Here is a 16,605-nt window from a genome sequence, read left to right as displayed (position 1 = left end):
AGCGGTTTGTATTTATCAAAATTTTAAAATTTTAAAAGCCTGCCTTAAAATTTAAAGCGGGCTTGAGGTTAAAATTTTACCGATACGTTAAACATAAACTGCCGCGCGTAGCCCATTTGAATAGGTATCACGCTCGTGGTCGTGCCGGTTGAGGATGAGGTGTAGTATTTTTTGTCGGTCAAATTTTTGACGTTGAACGAAAAATTCGTATCATAGCCCGAAATTTTAGTATCGTAGCTCACGAAGGCGTCATAAACTACGGCGTGAGGCAGCTTAAACGCCGTTCCTGCGGGCACGCTCGGTAGGTTCGTGCGCATATAATAGGTGTACCACGAGCCGAAGTATCGCGCGCCGCCGCCAAGCCTAAACCCCTTTGCGCCTAGATGCGCGAAATCGTAGTTGGCAAATAGGCTTGCTTGGTGTTTCGGCGTCGCTTCCAGCGGTTTGCCGATTAGCACCGCAAAAGCGCCGTCGTCCTCGCGCACCCTCGTTTTGGTATATGCATAGCTCGCTGACATGCTAAGTCCCTGCGTCACGCGCCCGTTTATATCGAGTTCAAATCCTCGCGAGCGAGCCTTGCCGATCGTCTCACTTATATTATTTACCGTCCGCAGGATGTTTCTTTTATCGATATTAAACACCGCCGCGCCTGCAGTGACGCGATCGTTTTGAAATTTAGTGCCGAGCTCCACGGATTTGCCTTCCTCCGGCTTTAGATCGCCGCCTATCGCCTCGCCTATGGACATCTGCGGCGTGAAGCTTTGCGAGTAGTTAGTATATACTGACCACTGCGGGCTTAACAGGTACAAAAGCCCGCCCTGATAGGTCGTAGCGGCCTTTTTCTGATCGGTGTTGTTCGGTCCTTGCCAGCTTTGTTTGGCTACTTGATCGTAAAATTCCCTACGCACGCCCAAAGAAAGTATTAACTCGTCGGTTAAATTTATATTATCTTGGGTGTAAAGACCGATCGTTCTTAGCTTTTGATATTGTATTTTTGGCTCTCTATCGTTCGTTAGGATGGCGCCCGAAGCGGTCTGTCCGGTAAGCATATTGATACGCCCTGCGGTGCCTTTTAGCGCGCCCGGGCGGTATCTGTAGTAGTTTTTGTAATCCGTGCCGAAAAGGACATCGTGCTTAAGCGGGCCCGTTTCAAATTTGCCATTTAGCGTGACGCTTGCTGCGTGCGTGCGGTGTATGAAATTATCGTAGTAGTTATACGATCGCGTCGTGCCGGTAAGGCCTTGGGGCGTGAATGGATTGTTCGGACGGACGTAGCCGTATTCGTGCTTACTGCGCGAGAAAGCATAGGCGCCTTTTAATATCCAATCCTCGTTAAATTCCTTCTCAAAGCCGAAATCAACCGTATCGAGCTTGCTTTGTAGTTTATTTACCGGCTCGTCGAAGCGGACTTTGCCGCTGCCGTAAATTTTACCCGTACTCGGCACCAAAAACGCGCCACGATCCACCGGATCGGTAGAGCGGCTATGGGTGTAGCCTAAGCTTATCGAATAATCGTCTCCTTGATACGCAAGCGACGGCGCAAAGAGCGTGTTTTTTACACCGCCGAAATTTCGCCAATAATCCTTCGCGTAGTAATCGAATATAAATCTATACGCAAAGCCGCTATCTGCAATCGGCCCTGTAGTATCAAATCCCGCGTCCCAATAGTTGCGATTGCCCAGCCCACCCCAAATTTCATTTACAAACTCATACTGCGGCTTTTTGGTTACCATGTTTATGACGCCGCCCGGTTGCTGCGCGCCGTAGAGCATGCTCGCGGGTCCTTTTAGAACCTCGACGGATTGAATAGTTTTGTTGAAATTGTGCATCACGGCGCCAGGCACGCCGTTGCGCATAATCGAGCCGTCGCGACCCTCGCCGAAGCCACGCTTGATGATCGCATCGAAAATATTTCCCGTCGTATTTGCATAGCTTATGCCGCTTACGTTTTGTAGCGATTCCGCTAAGGTTTCTGGCTTTTTGTCCTTTAGATGCTGCTGCGTTACGACATTTACGGTTTGTGGAATTTCTAAAATTCTCTTAGTCGTCTTGCCGATCTCACTGCGTACGGCGCGGTAACCGTCGTCGTTATTCGCCCATTCTACGACCTCGATATCGCCTAGGTTTTCGCCCGAGGCGGAGCTTGCCGCGGCGTTTTGTTCGGCGCAAGCAAAGGAAAAAAGTGCCAAAGCCGCGCCAAAACTCATCTTAAATTTCATTACTGAACTCCTTATAGATAAAGCTTATCGAAACGGCGGATTTTAAATAAAAATTTCTTAAATTTAAATATATTATCATTAACATAATGAGATTGATAAAATTTCGCGCGGAATTTTAAAATTTATCAGCGTTATAAAAGGCGTTTTTGAGTAATATCGCGCATCGATCTTTAAGGAATTGCTAAAAATGGACGAAAAAAGCCGAGCTAAATTTGAAAACTGCGTGTCGCAGATGCTTGAAATTTTAGGCGAGGATCCGAAACGCGACGGGCTTGCGAAGACGCCCGAGCGCGTGGCCAAAGCCTATGAGTTTCTAACTAGCGGCTACGAGCTGGATCCAAAAGAAATTTTAAACGACGCGCTGTTTGAGAGCAGCAACAATGAGATGGTTTTGATAAAAGATATAGAATTTTATAGTCTCTGCGAGCACCATCTACTGCCGATTATAGGACGCGCGCATGTTGCGTATATCCCGAATAAAAAGGTCGTGGGGCTTAGCAAAATTCCGCGTATGGTAAATATTTTCGCGCGCAGGCTGCAGATCCAAGAGCAGCTTACCGAGCAGATCGCAAGCGCAATCCAAGAGGTGATCCATCCGCTCGGCGTGGGCGTGGTGCTGCAGGCGCGGCACATGTGTATGGAGATGCGCGGCGTGCAAAAGATCAACTCGACCACGACTACGTCGGCACTGCGAGGGCTTTTTATCAGCCGAAACGACACGCGCAAGGAATTTTTCGATCTAATAAATTCTCCGAAAACTTTTGGTTTTTAAAACGGCGAGCGTTAAAGAAAAATTTAGCAATTATGTTATATTATCGTGCGAAATTGATAAAAGAGCGAAATTGTCTGATTAAATTTCAGACAAATTTTAGAAAGGAATTTTATGCAGCGCGTTTATTTAGATAATAACGCCACTACTATGGTCGATCCCGAAGTTTTTGAGGAGATGAAACCATTTTTTTGCGATAAATATGGCAATCCAAACTCCCTTCACAGCTTCGGCAGCGAGACTCACCCCGCGTTAAGAACTGCGATGGATAGGCTCTATGCGGGACTAGGCGCTGCGGATGCGGACGATATCGTCATCACGAGCTGTGCGACCGAGAGCAATAACTGGGTTTTAAAAGGAATTTACTACGATAAAATTCTAACCGGCGAGAAGGATAATATCGTCATAAGCTCCGTCGAGCACCCCGCAATCAGCGCGACCTGTGCTTTTTTAGAAAAAATTTGCGGCGTAAAGATCACGCGCCTCGGCGTCGATAAAAACGGACAGATCGATCTTGACGAGCTTAGCGAAAAGATCAACGACAAAACCGCGCTTGTTAGCGTGATGTGGGCAAATAACGAAACCGGCACGATCTTCCCTGTCAAACAGATCGCGCGTATCGCACACGAGCATGGCGCGCTATATCATGCCGACGCGGTGCAAGCGATAGGTAAGATAAAGGTGAACGTACGCGATGCGGATGTGGATTTTTTGAGCCTTTCCGGGCATAAATTTCACGCTCCAAAGGGCGTCGGCGCACTCTACATAAAAGATAGTAAGCCGCTTACGAGCCTGCTTCACGGAGGAGAGCATATGGGCGGACGCCGCAGCGGCACGCTAAACGTCGCAGGCATCGTGGGGCTCGGCAAAGCTTTGGAGCTAGCGAATAAATTTATGGATTTTGAGCGCACTCAGGTAAGCAGGCTGCGCGATAAGTTAGAGGACGCGCTTTTGCAAATTCCAAACGTTAGCGTCGTGGGCGATCGCAGCATCCGTGTGCCAAACACCATCCTTGCCTCGATCCAAGGCGTCGAGGGAGAGGCGATGCTGTGGGATCTAAATAAAGCCGGCATCGCCGCTTCTACGGGCTCCGCGTGCGCGAGCGAGGCGCTCGAGAATAACCCGATAATGGAAGCGATCGGCGCGGATAAGGAGCTGGCGCATACGGCGCTAAGGCTTTCGCTGTCGCGCTTTACGACGGAGGCGGAGATCGATTACGCGATCGAGCATATAGGTAAGGCTATCGCTCGTCTGCGCGGGATTTCAAGCACGTTTGCTTATGCACCGCAAGGTTATGAGAAAAATAAAGGATAAAAAATGGCAAAAAATAGTTTAATAAACGGCTCAATCTGGGAGCAATACTCGCAAAAAGTGCAGGATCGCATGAATAATCCTCGCTATATGGGCGAGATCACCGAGGAGGAAGCAAAGGCTAGAGGTGGTAAGCTAGTGGTCGCTGACTTCGGCGCCGAGAGTTGCGGCGATGCGGTGCGGCTGTACTGGCTGATAGATCCTAAAACCGATAGAATTTTAGACGCAAAATTTAAAAGCTTCGGCTGCGGCACGGCGATTGCGAGTTCGGATACGATGGCTGAGCTTTGTATCGGAAAGACCGTCGATCAAGCGGTAAAGATTACAAATTTAGACGTAGAGCACGCGATGCGCGATACCCCAGATGAGCCTGCCGTACCGCCGCAAAAGATGCACTGCTCGGTCATGGCATACGATGTCATTAAGCAGGCTGCGGCGAATTATAAGGGCATCGATCCTGCGCATTTCGAGGATGAGATCATCGTGTGCGACTGCGCGCGCGTAAGCCTCGGCACGATCAAAGAGGTGATCCGTCTAAACGACCTCCATACTGTCGAGGAGATCACACAATACACCAAAGCGGGCGCGTTTTGTAAATCCTGCGTGCGCCCGGGCGGACACGAGGAGAAGGATTACTATCTGGTCGATATTTTAAAGCAAACCAGAGAGGAGATGGAGCGAGAGAGACTTCAAGCTCAAGCCGACGCGAGTGCCGCTAATAACGTGAAAGCGGGAGCCGAGATGAGCTTTGAGCAGTTAAATTTGATCGGTAAATTTAAAGCGGTCGAAGGAGTGCTTGACGAGGATATCCGCCCGATGCTCCAGATGGACGGCGGCAATCTCGACGTCATCGACATCAGGCCCGCAGACGACGGCAAAACCGATATCTACATCCGCTACCTAGGCGCTTGTAGCGGTTGCGCCAGCGGTGCGAGCGGTACATTATACGCGATCGAAAATGTTTTGCAAGAAAACCTTAGTCCAAACATCCGCGTAATGCCGATCTAGGCTTATCGGTCGCTACGTTTCATCTTGGCTTGGTCTTTACGAAATTTTAAGAGCTTGGCTTCTGTATAATTGATGCAGTGCTAAATTTCGCCCCTTAGTTAAATTCGCAATTAGACGCTAAATCTGCGTAGAATTTCGGTGCTTGCTTTTAAGAATATCGTAAATTTAGCTAAGGTTTTCTAGCGTGAAATTCATCCGTAGATTTTGTCTATAAAATTTAATTAAAGGAACTTCTTATTTCGCTCGTGTAAGTTTTTTACGAGATTTCGTTTGTAAATTGGACATAGAATTTCTCCGCGAATTTCATCTTTTCATAAATTTAGATGAAAATGCGCCATAAATCGCAGAATTTTAGCTGGCTATAATTTCTTTTTATTATAATTGCGCCTTATTTCAACTAAAAGGAGAGCAAATGAAAGTATTTGTTTTGGCGGCTCTGCTACTTGGTTTTCTATCTGCAAATTCTTTGGATCAGATCAAAAAAGGTAGGCTCGTTCGCATCGGTGTATATAACGATCAGCCGCCGTTTAGTGCGCTCGTAGACGGCAAATACAGGGGATTTGAGATTGCTCTTGGCGAAAAGCTCGGTAAGGAGATTTTCGGCGATAATCCCGGCAAGGTAAAATTTATCCCGATCACGGCTTCAAGACGCATTAGCGCTTTACAGCGCAATGAAGCGGATATGGTGATTGCGACCTTTACTCCGACGCCCGCGCGAGCTAAGAAGGTGGATTTTTCAGAGCCTTATTTTAAGGTGCAGGTAGGTGTGTTAGCCAAAAAAGACGAAAATATCACGAGCTTCGATCAACTCCGCAAAAAGAGGATTTTCGTCATCAAACACTCTCCTATTCACAATTTCTTACGCAAAGCGGGCTTCAGAAAGAATTTGAATTTCTGCGCCAGCTCGGCTAAATGCTACCGCGCTTTCAAAAGGGCGAAAAATGCCGTGCATGTCGATGATAACCTAATCCTGCACGCATACGCAATCATCGATAATAAAACGCAGGTTGCTTTGGATGGTCTAGGTAAGCAAACTTACAACGCAATCGCCGTGCAGAAGGGCAATAATGCGCTGCTAGAGCTAATCAATACATCTTTAGCAGGACTAAAAAAAGATGGATTTTTGGATAAGACCTTTGATGATACGCTCGGGATTTTTTATCATGGCACGATCGATAAGAAGGAATTCTTGGTTGAATAAAATTTCGTGCAGAATTTAATTCGTGCGTTTGATTCCCGCGTAAAATTCGATTCATTGTAATGACGGAGTTAAAAATACGTTGCGGGCTTAATTTGCTTTTAGAATTCGGCTTTGATTTTGTTAGTCTCGCCAAAACGCAGATTTTATCGAAATTGGTGAGGCTATTTAAAACGCGCGCACCACTAGCGTGAAATTCCATTTTCGGAAGTAAAATTTTTAAGCGATTCGACTGCATTTAAAATTTACGCAACTTTTATAGAGCTCGTTTGAATTTTACGTTCCGTAAAATCCGCGCTAACTTATAAAATTCTATTTTTAGCTCTAAATACTTGCTTTCCCGCTACAACTTTATGATTTAAATTTCAAAAATTCCTCTAAAAGGAGTTAAACTCCCAAGCGCTATTGCCGCCTCGGTATGGAGAATTTAAAATTTACGTCCTACATCAAAGGCAAATTTTATGCAAAGTAGGCGCCAAATGAGCAGGCGGAGCAAATAATTTCAAATTTAGCGGCGCCTGTCTTATCGGGTGCCGCGAAGCTGCATATTACAAAGACCTGGCAAATGCAAAAAGCAATCGTAAAATTTTACCCCAAGAGCCAATCTCGATTTATTTCACCAGCTCGTAATTATACTCTTTCGTTCCGTCGAGTAGATTTGTGACGTTGTAGCCTAGCTCATTTAAGGCCTTGGCGAGCTTGGCGCTGCGGTTGCCGCTGTAGCAGTGCGTGATTATCTTTTTGTCTTTATTGACCTCAAGCACGCCCTTGTAGTTTTCTAAAGGCTCGCCATCAGGAATATTTATCGCACCCTTCATATGCCCCGCGTCGTAGTCTTGCTTCTGCCTAGCGTCGATGATCAGTACGTTCGGCTCATTTGCTATTTTTAAAAACCCCTCCGCGTTTATGCTGCCGACCTTATACAGCTCGTAGTCGTACTGCTTCACGCCAGGCGCATTCATAAGCATACTAAAGCCCTTTTGCTTAAGCAGATCAAGTGCCTTTCCACTGCGGTTGCCCGTATTGCAATAAAGCACGACGTTTTTATCCTTGTAGGCGTTTATCTCATCCAGCCTGCTTTCAAGCTCTCCAAGCGGGATGTTGATCGCGTGTTTTATGTGTCCTGTGGCGTATTCCTCCGTACTTCTGACATCAATGACCAGATAATTTTCTTTCGCTCTATTGTCCTCCTCTATTGCTGATAGCGCCGCGCCGCTTATGGCGTAGCCGTTAGGTTGCTGCGTCTCGGCACCGCAAGTTGCGAAAGACCCCAATGCCGCCAGCAAAACCGCGCTTTTTAAAATTTTGTGAGAAATAAATTTCATGTTTTTCCTTTGAATTTTAGCTTTTAAAGCGAGAAATTATATCAAAATTTTATCTAAATAGTGTGAATTTACGCGGAATGTGATAGGTTATGCTGATACGGATTACCGATGTGAAAACGCGAAAGAGACTCGAATAAAAAACTTTTGCCAAAATATCTTAAAGGCTCGTAGGTAAAGATACTTTGCGTAAATTTATCTTTTAGAGACGGAGCAACAAATTCAAAAAAACTCACATTTGCCCGAAGGTAAATTTTATGCTTTTGCTAATTTTCATTATTTTTCAAGTATAAGTAAGATATAATCTCGAACTTTTTGGGGCGCCGTTGCGGCTCTTAAAGGGATTAAAGATGGTGTCAAGAGAGAGACTTGAACTCTCGACCTCCGGCTTATGAGACCAGCGCTCTAACCAGCTGAGCTACCTTGACACGAATAAAGAAGTGGCAGTATAGCTAAATATTCTTATTTTTAATTGAAATACTTTAAAAGGAGAGAAAATGAATGCGGCTTTGATTTTATTAGTCGTCATAGTTTTGTTAGTTCTGGCGTTAGTGGGCGTTTACAACTCGTTCATCGCTAAGCGCAACCAGGTACGAAATATCGCCTCCACCGTCGATACGCAGCTTAAAAAGCGCTATGACCTCATCCCAAATTTAGTTAGCACCACGCGCGAATATATGAGCCACGAAAACGCCGTGCTAACGCGCGTTAGCGAACTTCGCTCACAGGCGATCAACGCGGCTTCTAACGCGGATAAATTTAAGCTAAATAGCGAAATTTCGGCTCTTTTGGGGCAGATCCGCATTGCGGTAGAGGCGTATCCGAACCTCAAGGCTAACGAATCGTTTGCCAAGCTACAAAACGCGTTAGGCGAGTGCGAGGAGCAGATCAGCGCCGCACGCCGCGCTTATAACGGCGCCGTTACGGTTTATAATAACGCCTGCGAAATGTTTCCTACTAACATAATCGCTAACGTTTTTAACTTCGCCAAAGCGGAATTTTTCGCCGCCAGCGAGCAAGAAAAGCAAGCCCCAAACGTCTCTGAGCTTTTCAAAAAATAAGCGCGAGACGTAGAAAATTTGCGATGAAATTTTAAAATTTCATCGCAGATAATGCGAGCGCCGCAAAGCTAAATTTCGTAGCAAACAAAACAGATCGCGCGAAAAATATGCTCTTTAAAGGATTTACTCCGCACCGCGCGCGCTCGTCATCTCGTTTGAGATATTTTGCGATGCGCGGTACTTAGAATTTTAACAATAAAATTTATAAAACTAATTTGATTTGTATTTTCTCGGCGCGCAGGAGCTTATTTTAATAAACGGCGCAACGCCAAATTTTAAAAGTCTAAATTTCGCAGCGTAAATTTTGGCTAGCTTGCCGCCGGCGTTACTTACGCAAGCGGCAGCAAAAGCAACGCCACGTTAATCATGTGTTATTTTGCAAATTTGCGCTTCGGTTGCGACTGCGAGATCCTTCGGCGCGAGAGCGATCTGTTTTCCGCGTACGCCTGCACTAACGTAAATTTTCTCCTGCGTTAGCGCTTTTTCATCGATGAAGGTGCGGAAGTGCTTTTTCATCCCAAGCGGCGAGCAGCCGCCCCTGACGTAGCCCGTGACCTTTTGCAAATCCTTCAAATCCATCAGCTCGCAACGTTTCGCGCCGCAGATGTGCGCGAGCGCCTTGAGATCTAGATTTAGATCGCCTTGCAGGCAGGCTACGACATATTCGTGATCCGCCGTGCAAACTATCGTTTTATAAACCTGCTCGATCGGCTCGCTCACGCTATTTGCCACGTGTACCGCGTCTAAATTTAAAGGATCCACCGCGTATTCTTTGATCTCGTAGGGGATTTTCAGACCGTCCAGTACACGCGCGGCGTTTGTTTTTGAACTCATTTCGCCTCCTTAAATTTAATAGCGGATTTTGTTTTCTTTCAAAAAATCGCGCAGATCTTCATATTCGCTCTGATCGAAATAGCGCCATTTGCCGGGTTTTAACATCCCAAGCGTCATTCTACCGAACGCCGTGCGCTTAAGCTCCACGACGTCCAGATCAAAATAGCCGAAAAATCTACGCAGCTCGCGGTTTTGCCCCTCGTTAATGATCGCTTTTATTTTCGTATAACCGCCGCTGCTGGGCATTATGCGGTAGCCCAAGAAGGGCTTAAATTCCATCGATTTGATCTTGCTTTTAGCGTGCGCACCTTTGCTCGCATCTGCAGCAAAAAAACCCTCGCGGATCGACGTTACGACCTCGTCCTTCACCTCGCCTTTTACCTTTAGATAGTACTCTCGCTCGATGTCGCTGTTCATCAGCGCCATAGCGATCGCCGGCGCATCGGTCAGCAGCAAAAGCCCCTCGCTTGCAAAATCCAAACGCCCCACGCTAACAAATCTGCTAAACCCCTCCGGCAAGCTATCGTAAATCGTCCGCCTGCCGCGATCGTCCTTTTTAGTAACTAACTCGCCTTTGCGTTTGTTATAAACGATCATCGTAAATTCCGTCTTAGGCTTAATGAGGCGCGAGCCTATGCGGATCTTCTCCTCGCCGCTAACCTCTATAAAATCGCTAACGACGCGACCGTTAATGCTAACCTTGCCCTGCTTGATCAGCTCGTCCGCCTCACGGCGTGAGTAGCCGGTGTTATGAGAGATAAATTTATTCAGACGCATCTTTTGCATTATTTTAGCCCCAGACTCGTTAGATCATGGATATGCAATATCCCCACGGGCGCGCCGTTTTCGACCACGGGCAGGACTTGAATTTTAAACTGCTCGATCAAATTTAGCGCATCTATTGCGAGCATATTTTTATCGTCCAGCATTTTAGGATTTTTGGTGGCATATTTCAGCGCGCCGTCATTGATGTCAAAATCCTCTCGCATCAGAGCGCGGCGCAGATCGCCGTCGCTTAAAATCGCCTCGAGCGCGCCTTTTTCGTCCACTAACAAAACGGTGCCGAGCTTTCCGTGCGTCATAACGTCGATAGCTTGTTTTAAGCTGGCGTTACGCTTTGCAACTGGCAAATTTTTGCTTTGCATTACGTCTTTTACTTTGACGAAGAGTCGCTTGCCGAGGCTGCCACCTGGGTGAAAATTTGCAAAATCCTCCTTGCCGAATCTGCGCTGCCTCATCAAACAGATCGCTAACGCGTCGCCCAAACCGAGCGTTAGCGTCGTAGAAACCGTAGGCGCGGCGCCGAGCGGGCAGGCCTCTTTGACGATACCAAGGCTTATGAACTCATCACAAACTTTGCCGAGCGAGCTGTTTTTATCGCGCGCCATCGCGATGATCTTCACGCCGAAGCGTTTGAGGTGAGGCAGAATTCTAACCAGCTCCTCGCTCTCGCCGCTAAAGCTGATCGCAAGCACCATATCGTCCTTGCCGATCATACCCAGATCGCCGTGCAGCGCCTCGGTAGGGTGGACGAAAAACGACGGCGTGCCGGTGCTAGCAAGCGTCGCGGCGATCTTAACGCCTATGTGACCGCTCTTACCCACGCCAGTGACGATTACTTTGCCTTTGCAAGCAAGGATCAAGTTTACGGCTCGCTCAATTTCGTCGCCGATAAGATCCGCATGCCGCAAAAGCTCCGCTCCTTCGAGCCTCAGTACCTCTCGTGCCGTATCTAAAATTTCACTCATTAAACCTTCTTTTTAAAATTTGCTTTCATTTTACGCCTCTTTGCGCCACGCCTAAATTTACGCTAGCTGAAATTTCGCGCCTTTGAAATTTGCGCCATAGAATTTTAATCCGCGAAATTCTGCGCCGCTCTGCCCGCTTGCCGCAGGCTTCCTAGGCATTCTTTAAATTTTGCCTTACGCCAAAATTTTACGCTTGAATTTTATTCGCCGCTTTAAAATTTCGCGCTGCAAGACCTGCTAATGCCGCCTTGAAATTCCAACGCTGCAAAGCCCACTTACGTCGCAAAATTTCACGCCCGAACGCTAACCGGCGCCATTAAAATTTCACTTGCCTGTCGCAGATCAAAGTCGCCCCTGCTCACTAAATTTAGCCGCGCCTACATCAAATAAATCACCGGCACGATGGTCGGATATTTTTTGATCTTTCTAAAGATATGCTTTCGCACAGCCTGGCGAATCTTGCCCTCCAGCGCCCAGTGATCGAGCAAAATTTCATCTTTTAAATTTGCTAAAAACTGCTCGATGATGCCCTGCATCTCCTTGGTAAAGTGCGCCGTTTGATTATCGGCGACGAGCCCGTAGGTGATGACGCGCGTCTGAATGAGCCTCTTTTCGTTTTTGTCGATCTGCGCGATGATGACCGCGACGCCCGCATCGGCTAAATTTTGGCGGTGTTTGACGATCTCGTCGGAGATCTGCTTGTTGATCTGATTGTCGATAAAGACTTTGCCCGTCTTGACGGTCTTGACGCGCTTTAGGTATTTTTCGCAAACCTCCATCTGATCGCCGTCGTTCATCAAATAGATATTTTTCTCCTCGATGCCGCACTCCATCGCAGTCTCTTTGTGTTTTACGATATGGTTGTACTCGCCGTGCACGGGTAAGAAAAATTTCGGCTTTATCAGGCGCAGCATGAGCTTTTGCTCCTCGATCGAGGCGTGCCCGCTTACGTGTATCTCGCTGAAGTCCTGATACGCGACCTTCGCGCCGCTTTTTAGCAGGTAATTAAGCACGGTCGAGACGCTGCTTTCGTTGCCGGGGATCGCCTTGGCGCTGATGATTACCTGATCGGTGGATTTGATCTTAATGTATTTGTGCTCGTCCGTCGCCATGCGGTACAGCGCGCTCATCGTCTCTCCCTGCGAGCCAGTAGTTACGATCAAAACCTCATTATCAGGGTATTTGGAGACCTGATCGGCGTCGACGAAGATTTTTTTGTCTAAATTTACATAGCCGAGCTCCATCGCGGTAAATAAATTTCGCTCCATGCTTCGTCCGATGACGCAGACCTTGCGGCCGTATTTTACGCCGCGCTCTATAGCCTGATAGACGCGGTGGATGTTTGAGCTGAAGGTGCTCATTATCACGCGCCCCTTACAGCTTGAAAATATCGTATCAAAGGTCTTTCCTACCGAGCTTTCAGACTTTGTGATTCCCTCTTTGTGCGAGTTTGTGCTATCGCTCATCAAAAGCATAACTCCGCGATCGCCGTAATACGCCAGGCGGTTCAGATCGGTCGGATAGCCGTCAATCGGCGTGTGATCGATCTTAAAATCGCCCGTATGGATGATTGTGCCCGCCTTCGTCGTGATCGCAAGCGCGCTTGCATCGATAATCGAGTGCGTTATGTGGATAAACTCGACCTCAAAATCACCGATCTGATAAAGCTGGCGCTTCTGCACGGGGCGGAAGTAGCTACGCTCGGCTTTTAGGCCATGCTCTTCAAATTTATTGCTTATCATCCCTAAAGGAAGCGGTGTAGCGTAGATCGGGAATTGAAATTCTTTGAAAAAATATGGCATCGCGCCGATATGATCCTCATGCGCGTGGGTGATAATGATGCCTTTGATCTTGTTTTTTATCTTGCGAACATAATCGAAGTCGGGGATTAAAATGTCCACGCCAAGCATACTCTCCTCCGGAAAGCTCATGCCCACATCGACGATGATCGCACTCGTATTGGTCTCAAAAACGGTCATATTCGCGCCGATCTCGCCCAGTCCGCCAAGCGGCGTGATACGCACCGTCTCATCGCTGCGATTAGCGTCTTTAAGCGGGTGCAGGCGCTCCTCGTGGATCAGCTTGTTTTGCGCGATCGCATCGTCCATCGCCTTTTGCCACGGCTCGTTGCCAGTAAGACTTTTTGGCATATTTGAGCGCTTTTTGTGCTTTTTCCTTTTCTGCGAGTCCGAATAGTTCGTATCGTCCGAGGCGTTAGAATTTGCGCCTTTTGCGTTATTGCCGCCCGGTTTTGCGGCACCGTTTAAATTTGCGCCGCCCGCGCCGTTTTCGTTGCTTTTTGGATATGCACCGCCGAAATGCGCACCGCTCGCGCCGTTTGAATGCGTAGCATTTAAACCGCCATTTGACGCGCCACCCACAGAATTCGATCCGTTGCGGGAGCCGTTTTTTGAACCCTTTGAACGAGCGGAATTTTGCGCGTTTTTCGCGCCTTTATTTTTGCGGGGGCCGTTTTCATGCTCGCCGCCGAATTCCACATCGCCCGCAGAGCCTTCGCTTGCGATAGATTTTTTTAGATTTTCCTTGCGTTTTTTATAGCGATTGCTTTTTTTGAGTCGTTCGACGCCGTTTTCATTTCTGTTTTCTTCCATCTTTTGCCTTTAAATTTTTAAAAATTTCTAAAAAAAGGGTGGAATTTAACTCGTGCGCCCGAACCGCGGACGGAATTTTCAAATTTAAAAAGATCTCTTCGGCTAAGCCTCTATCAAATTTTGCGCTTAAATTTTTAATAAGCGTCTTTCGCGGCGCACTGAAAGATACGCGCAAAAAGCTTTTAAATTTCTCGTATTCATCGAGACTTTGGAAACGGGCGCAACTTTTTGCGCCGAAACTCTCCGCGCTTTCCTCGGCACCGGGCTTGAAATTTTTGCCCTTTACAAGCCTAATCACCGATGAGGTCACCTTTGGCGCAGGCTCGAAGCAGCCAGGCTCAACGTCAAACAGAAGCTCGCAACCGCCCGCAAGATCGGCCAGGATCGAAAGAGCGTTAAAATCGCTCTGCCCTGCTCTAGCGCAGAATTTTAAAGCGACCTCCTTTTGGATCATCACCAAAAATCCGCCGCATAGCTCATCGTCGATCGCCTGCAAAATCATCTTTGTAGCGACGTAGTAGGGCAAATTTGCGACTAAAAAATATTCGCCGCGCTCAAGACCCCGCTGCTGCCAAATCCGCAAAGCATCGCCCAAAACGAGCTCAAGCTCACCGCTAGCGATCTGCTGCGCAAATTTAGCGCTTAAAATTTGATATAAATCTTCATCTATCTCGAAACTTTTTAATCTGTAAAATTCCAAAAGCTTGCGAGTTAAATCACCTAAGCCAGCCCCGATCTCAACGACATTCTGTACATTCTCGGGAATCGCTTGGATGATCTTATTTAAAACGGCTTCGTCTTTTAAAAAATTTTGCCCGAACTCTTTTTTCGCCCTAATCATCGCGAGAGTTTATCCAAATTTTACTTATAAAGTCATTATATTAAGTAAAATTTGGCTAAAATTATAAAATTTAACCGAAGGAAGGTCGCCGTGAACAAGTTTGCAAAGCGGATCATCCCGTGCCTCGACGTCAAAGACGGACGCGTCGTAAAGGGCGTAAATTTCGTAGATCTCGTGGATGCGGGCGATCCGGTGCAGGTCGCCAAACGCTACAACGAGGAGGGTGCGGACGAGCTGTGCTTCCTCGATATCACGGCGTCGCATCTGGGGTGCGATACGATCGTAGACGTCGTAGAGCGTGTCGCGCGCGAGCTTTTTATCCCGCTGACCGTGGGCGGTGGGATCCGCACGATCGATGATATCTCGCGCCTACTAAACGTCGGCTGTGACAAAATAAGCCTCAACTCCGCCGCGATAAAAAATCCGAATTTAATAGACAAAGCGGCGAATAAATTCGGCTCGCAGTGCGTCGTGGTAGCGATCGACGCAAAACGAAATTCGAATGAAATTTCGCGCGGCAATTTATATGGTGCGGCAAGGAATTTGAGCGAGAGTTTGTACGACGGCGCACGGAATTCGGATGCGAATTTACGCAATGAGGCACGGAATTTTGGAGAGATCTCACGCGGCTCGCAGGATGAAATTTTAACTAAAAACGGCGAACCTTGCGGCTATAGTGTGTTTATAAACGGCGGTAGGCTGGATACCGGCAGAGACGCGCTTGCTTGGGCAAAAGAGGTGGAGGAGCGCGGTGCGGGCGAAATTTTACTCACATCGATGGACTGCGACGGCGTTAAAAACGGCTTTGAGCTAAATTTGACGCGGATTTTTAGCGCGCTCGACATCCCCGTCATCGCAAGCGGCGGTGCGGGTAAAATAGAGCATTTTAAGGACGCATTTTTAGCAGGCGCGGACGCATGCCTGGCGGCATCGATTTTTCACTTTAGAGAGATCGAAATCAAGGCGCTAAAAGCATATCTGCAGGAGCAAGGCATCGAAGTGAGACTGTAAATTTGGTCAGATTTATACCGCAGGGTTGAAACTTAGCCGCCAAAGCGACCAAATAATTAATTTTATTTCAGCCTTTATTATCTTGCAAGTTTTTTGCAAGCATCGTTTTTGCTTAGATAAAATTTATTCGTTTTAGCTAAATCATAAACTTTTTTATGATACTTTTACATCTTCTACCCGCCACCTGCACTGCTACCATTATGAAAGGTAAGAGTACAGCTCTCATAGATATTTGCTTAAATTGATTTTAATTTCACCCGATACTTTACGACGAAAGAATTTCAAAATTTAGCCTTAAATTTATCGTCATTTTGCTATGATTAGTGAAAAATAATGAAAGCGTGAATGCGTAAATGATAATCTCTGCCGGACGAAATGAAATTTTTGATTTTGCCCTGCCTATGGGCGTAGGGCTAATGGATATGAGTATAAATTTGACTAAATTTTTATGCGAAAATAGGCAAAGCTTGCCGAGTGAAATCATTTTCGTGGGTTCTGCAGGGCTATATAAAGAAGGTAAAATTCTAAAAATTTATGAAAGCAGATCGGCTGCAAACTGTGAGATATCGGCGCTTTATGAGCTTTCATACTCTCCGATTAGCTATGAAATTGCAGCTAGGAATTCTACCAATGTTTCATATGAAACAATAACTAATAGCTCAGATTTTATC

The 16,605-nt window shown here is 46.9% G+C and carries 13 protein-coding genes, 1 tRNA gene and 1 pseudogene; 7 read left to right on the top strand and 8 right to left on the bottom strand.

The genetic code is table 11. The features are described from left to right. Window positions 1-68: 68 nt before the first annotated feature. A complete protein-coding gene (locus Q0600_RS05710; RefSeq protein WP_298757940.1) occupies window positions 69-2,219 on the bottom strand; it encodes a TonB-dependent siderophore receptor in 2,151 nt (716 codons plus the stop codon). Window positions 2,220-2,406: 187 nt separating this feature from the next. Between Q0600_RS05710 and folE the strand changes: the two genes are divergently transcribed. The 4 genes from folE (at window position 2,407) to Q0600_RS05690 (ending at window position 6,508) form a co-directional block, all read left to right on the top strand. Beyond that, window positions 2,407-2,991 (top strand): GTP cyclohydrolase I FolE, encoded by a 585-nt coding sequence (gene folE / locus Q0600_RS05705; RefSeq protein ID WP_297918758.1) that lies wholly within the window; start codon window positions 2,407-2,409, stop codon window positions 2,989-2,991. 111 nt (window positions 2,992-3,102) lie between these two features. Further along, window positions 3,103-4,302, top strand: coding sequence for a NifS family cysteine desulfurase (locus Q0600_RS05700; protein WP_298757937.1), 1,200 nt, complete (start codon window positions 3,103-3,105; stop codon window positions 4,300-4,302). A gap of 3 nt (window positions 4,303-4,305) precedes the next feature. Continuing rightward, a complete protein-coding gene (locus tag Q0600_RS05695) occupies window positions 4,306-5,307 on the top strand; it encodes an iron-sulfur cluster assembly scaffold protein (protein WP_298757934.1) in 1,002 nt (333 codons plus the stop codon). Between the two features lie 412 nt (window positions 5,308-5,719). Beyond that, a complete protein-coding gene (locus Q0600_RS05690; RefSeq protein WP_298757931.1) occupies window positions 5,720-6,508 on the top strand; it encodes a transporter substrate-binding domain-containing protein in 789 nt (262 codons plus the stop codon). Window positions 6,509-7,116: 608 nt separating this feature from the next. Here Q0600_RS05690 and Q0600_RS05685 read toward each other — a convergent pair. Both Q0600_RS05685 and Q0600_RS05680 read right to left on the bottom strand, forming a co-directional pair. Beyond that, a complete protein-coding gene (locus Q0600_RS05685) occupies window positions 7,117-7,830 on the bottom strand; it encodes a rhodanese-like domain-containing protein (RefSeq protein ID WP_298757928.1) in 714 nt (237 codons plus the stop codon). A 348-nt stretch (window positions 7,831-8,178) separates the two neighbouring features. Then, window positions 8,179-8,255 (bottom strand) — tRNA-Met (locus Q0600_RS05680). A gap of 69 nt (window positions 8,256-8,324) precedes the next feature. On the opposite strand from Q0600_RS05680, the gene Q0600_RS05675 reads away from it, so the two are divergent. Then, the gene (locus Q0600_RS05675) at window positions 8,325-8,888 is read left to right on the top strand and encodes a LemA family protein (protein WP_298757925.1); all 564 of its coding nucleotides are present in this window, start codon (window positions 8,325-8,327) and stop codon (window positions 8,886-8,888) included. A 360-nt stretch (window positions 8,889-9,248) separates the two neighbouring features. Here the strand turns inward: Q0600_RS05675 and ybaK are convergent, their stop codons facing one another. The 5 genes from ybaK to rsmA form a co-directional block, all read right to left on the bottom strand. Then, complete coding sequence (ybaK, locus tag Q0600_RS05670; RefSeq protein WP_298757922.1) at window positions 9,249-9,722, bottom strand: Cys-tRNA(Pro) deacylase; 474 nt, start codon at window positions 9,720-9,722, stop codon at window positions 9,249-9,251. A gap of 15 nt (window positions 9,723-9,737) precedes the next feature. Continuing rightward, entirely contained in the window at window positions 9,738-10,499 is a 762-nt protein-coding gene (locus Q0600_RS05665; protein ID WP_298758067.1) for a pseudouridine synthase, read from the bottom strand. An 8-nt stretch (window positions 10,500-10,507) separates the two neighbouring features. Beyond that, window positions 10,508-11,470 carry a KpsF/GutQ family sugar-phosphate isomerase gene (locus tag Q0600_RS05660; RefSeq protein WP_298757919.1) on the bottom strand — a complete coding sequence of 321 codons (963 nt, stop codon included), beginning with the start codon at window positions 11,468-11,470 and terminating at the stop codon, window positions 10,508-10,510. 377 nt (window positions 11,471-11,847) lie between these two features. Further along, the gene (locus Q0600_RS05655) at window positions 11,848-14,082 is read right to left on the bottom strand and encodes an RNase J family beta-CASP ribonuclease (protein ID WP_298757916.1); all 2,235 of its coding nucleotides are present in this window, start codon (window positions 14,080-14,082) and stop codon (window positions 11,848-11,850) included. Further along, window positions 14,063-14,923: a 16S rRNA (adenine(1518)-N(6)/adenine(1519)-N(6))-dimethyltransferase RsmA gene (gene rsmA, locus Q0600_RS05650; protein WP_298757913.1), complete on the bottom strand. Its 861-nt coding sequence runs from the start codon at window positions 14,921-14,923 to the stop codon at window positions 14,063-14,065. The genes Q0600_RS05655 and rsmA overlap by 20 nt, the downstream gene beginning before the upstream one ends. Window positions 14,924-15,013: 90 nt before the next feature. Between rsmA and hisF the strand changes: the two genes are divergently transcribed. Both hisF and Q0600_RS05640 read left to right on the top strand, forming a co-directional pair. Continuing rightward, complete coding sequence (hisF, locus tag Q0600_RS05645) at window positions 15,014-15,934, top strand: imidazole glycerol phosphate synthase subunit HisF (protein WP_298757910.1); 921 nt, start codon at window positions 15,014-15,016, stop codon at window positions 15,932-15,934. A gap of 353 nt (window positions 15,935-16,287) precedes the next feature. Further along, window positions 16,288-16,605 (top strand): annotated as a pseudogene (locus Q0600_RS05640) (purine-nucleoside phosphorylase); the annotation flags it as partial.

Source organism: uncultured Campylobacter sp., from assembly GCF_938041645.1.
In the GTDB taxonomy this organism is placed as follows: Bacteria; Campylobacterota; Campylobacteria; order Campylobacterales; family Campylobacteraceae; genus Campylobacter_B.
The sequence above is the reverse complement of the archived record's forward strand: the minus strand, read 5'-3'. Positions and strand labels throughout refer to the sequence as shown.

Coding starts and splice junctions, on each gene's coding strand:
- Q0600_RS05695 (WP_298757934.1), top strand. CDS start 4,306: ATGGCAAAAAATAGTTTAATAAACGGCTCAATCTGGGAGCAATACTCG.
- rsmA (WP_298757913.1), bottom strand. CDS start 14,923: ATGATTAGGGCGAAAAAAGAGTTCGGGCAAAATTTTTTAAAAGACGAA.
- Q0600_RS05665 (WP_298758067.1), bottom strand. CDS start 10,499: ATGCGTCTGAATAAATTTATCTCTCATAACACCGGCTACTCACGCCGT.
- Q0600_RS05655 (WP_298757916.1), bottom strand. CDS start 14,082: ATGGAAGAAAACAGAAATGAAAACGGCGTCGAACGACTCAAAAAAAGC.
- Q0600_RS05675 (WP_298757925.1), top strand. CDS start 8,325: ATGAATGCGGCTTTGATTTTATTAGTCGTCATAGTTTTGTTAGTTCTG.
- Q0600_RS05700 (WP_298757937.1), top strand. CDS start 3,103: ATGCAGCGCGTTTATTTAGATAATAACGCCACTACTATGGTCGATCCC.
- ybaK (WP_298757922.1), bottom strand. CDS start 9,722: ATGAGTTCAAAAACAAACGCCGCGCGTGTACTGGACGGTCTGAAAATC.
- Q0600_RS05660 (WP_298757919.1), bottom strand. CDS start 11,470: ATGAGTGAAATTTTAGATACGGCACGAGAGGTACTGAGGCTCGAAGGA.
- Q0600_RS05710 (WP_298757940.1), bottom strand. CDS start 2,219: ATGAAATTTAAGATGAGTTTTGGCGCGGCTTTGGCACTTTTTTCCTTT.
- Q0600_RS05685 (WP_298757928.1), bottom strand. CDS start 7,830: ATGAAATTTATTTCTCACAAAATTTTAAAAAGCGCGGTTTTGCTGGCG.
- folE (WP_297918758.1), top strand. CDS start 2,407: ATGGACGAAAAAAGCCGAGCTAAATTTGAAAACTGCGTGTCGCAGATG.
- Q0600_RS05690 (WP_298757931.1), top strand. CDS start 5,720: ATGAAAGTATTTGTTTTGGCGGCTCTGCTACTTGGTTTTCTATCTGCA.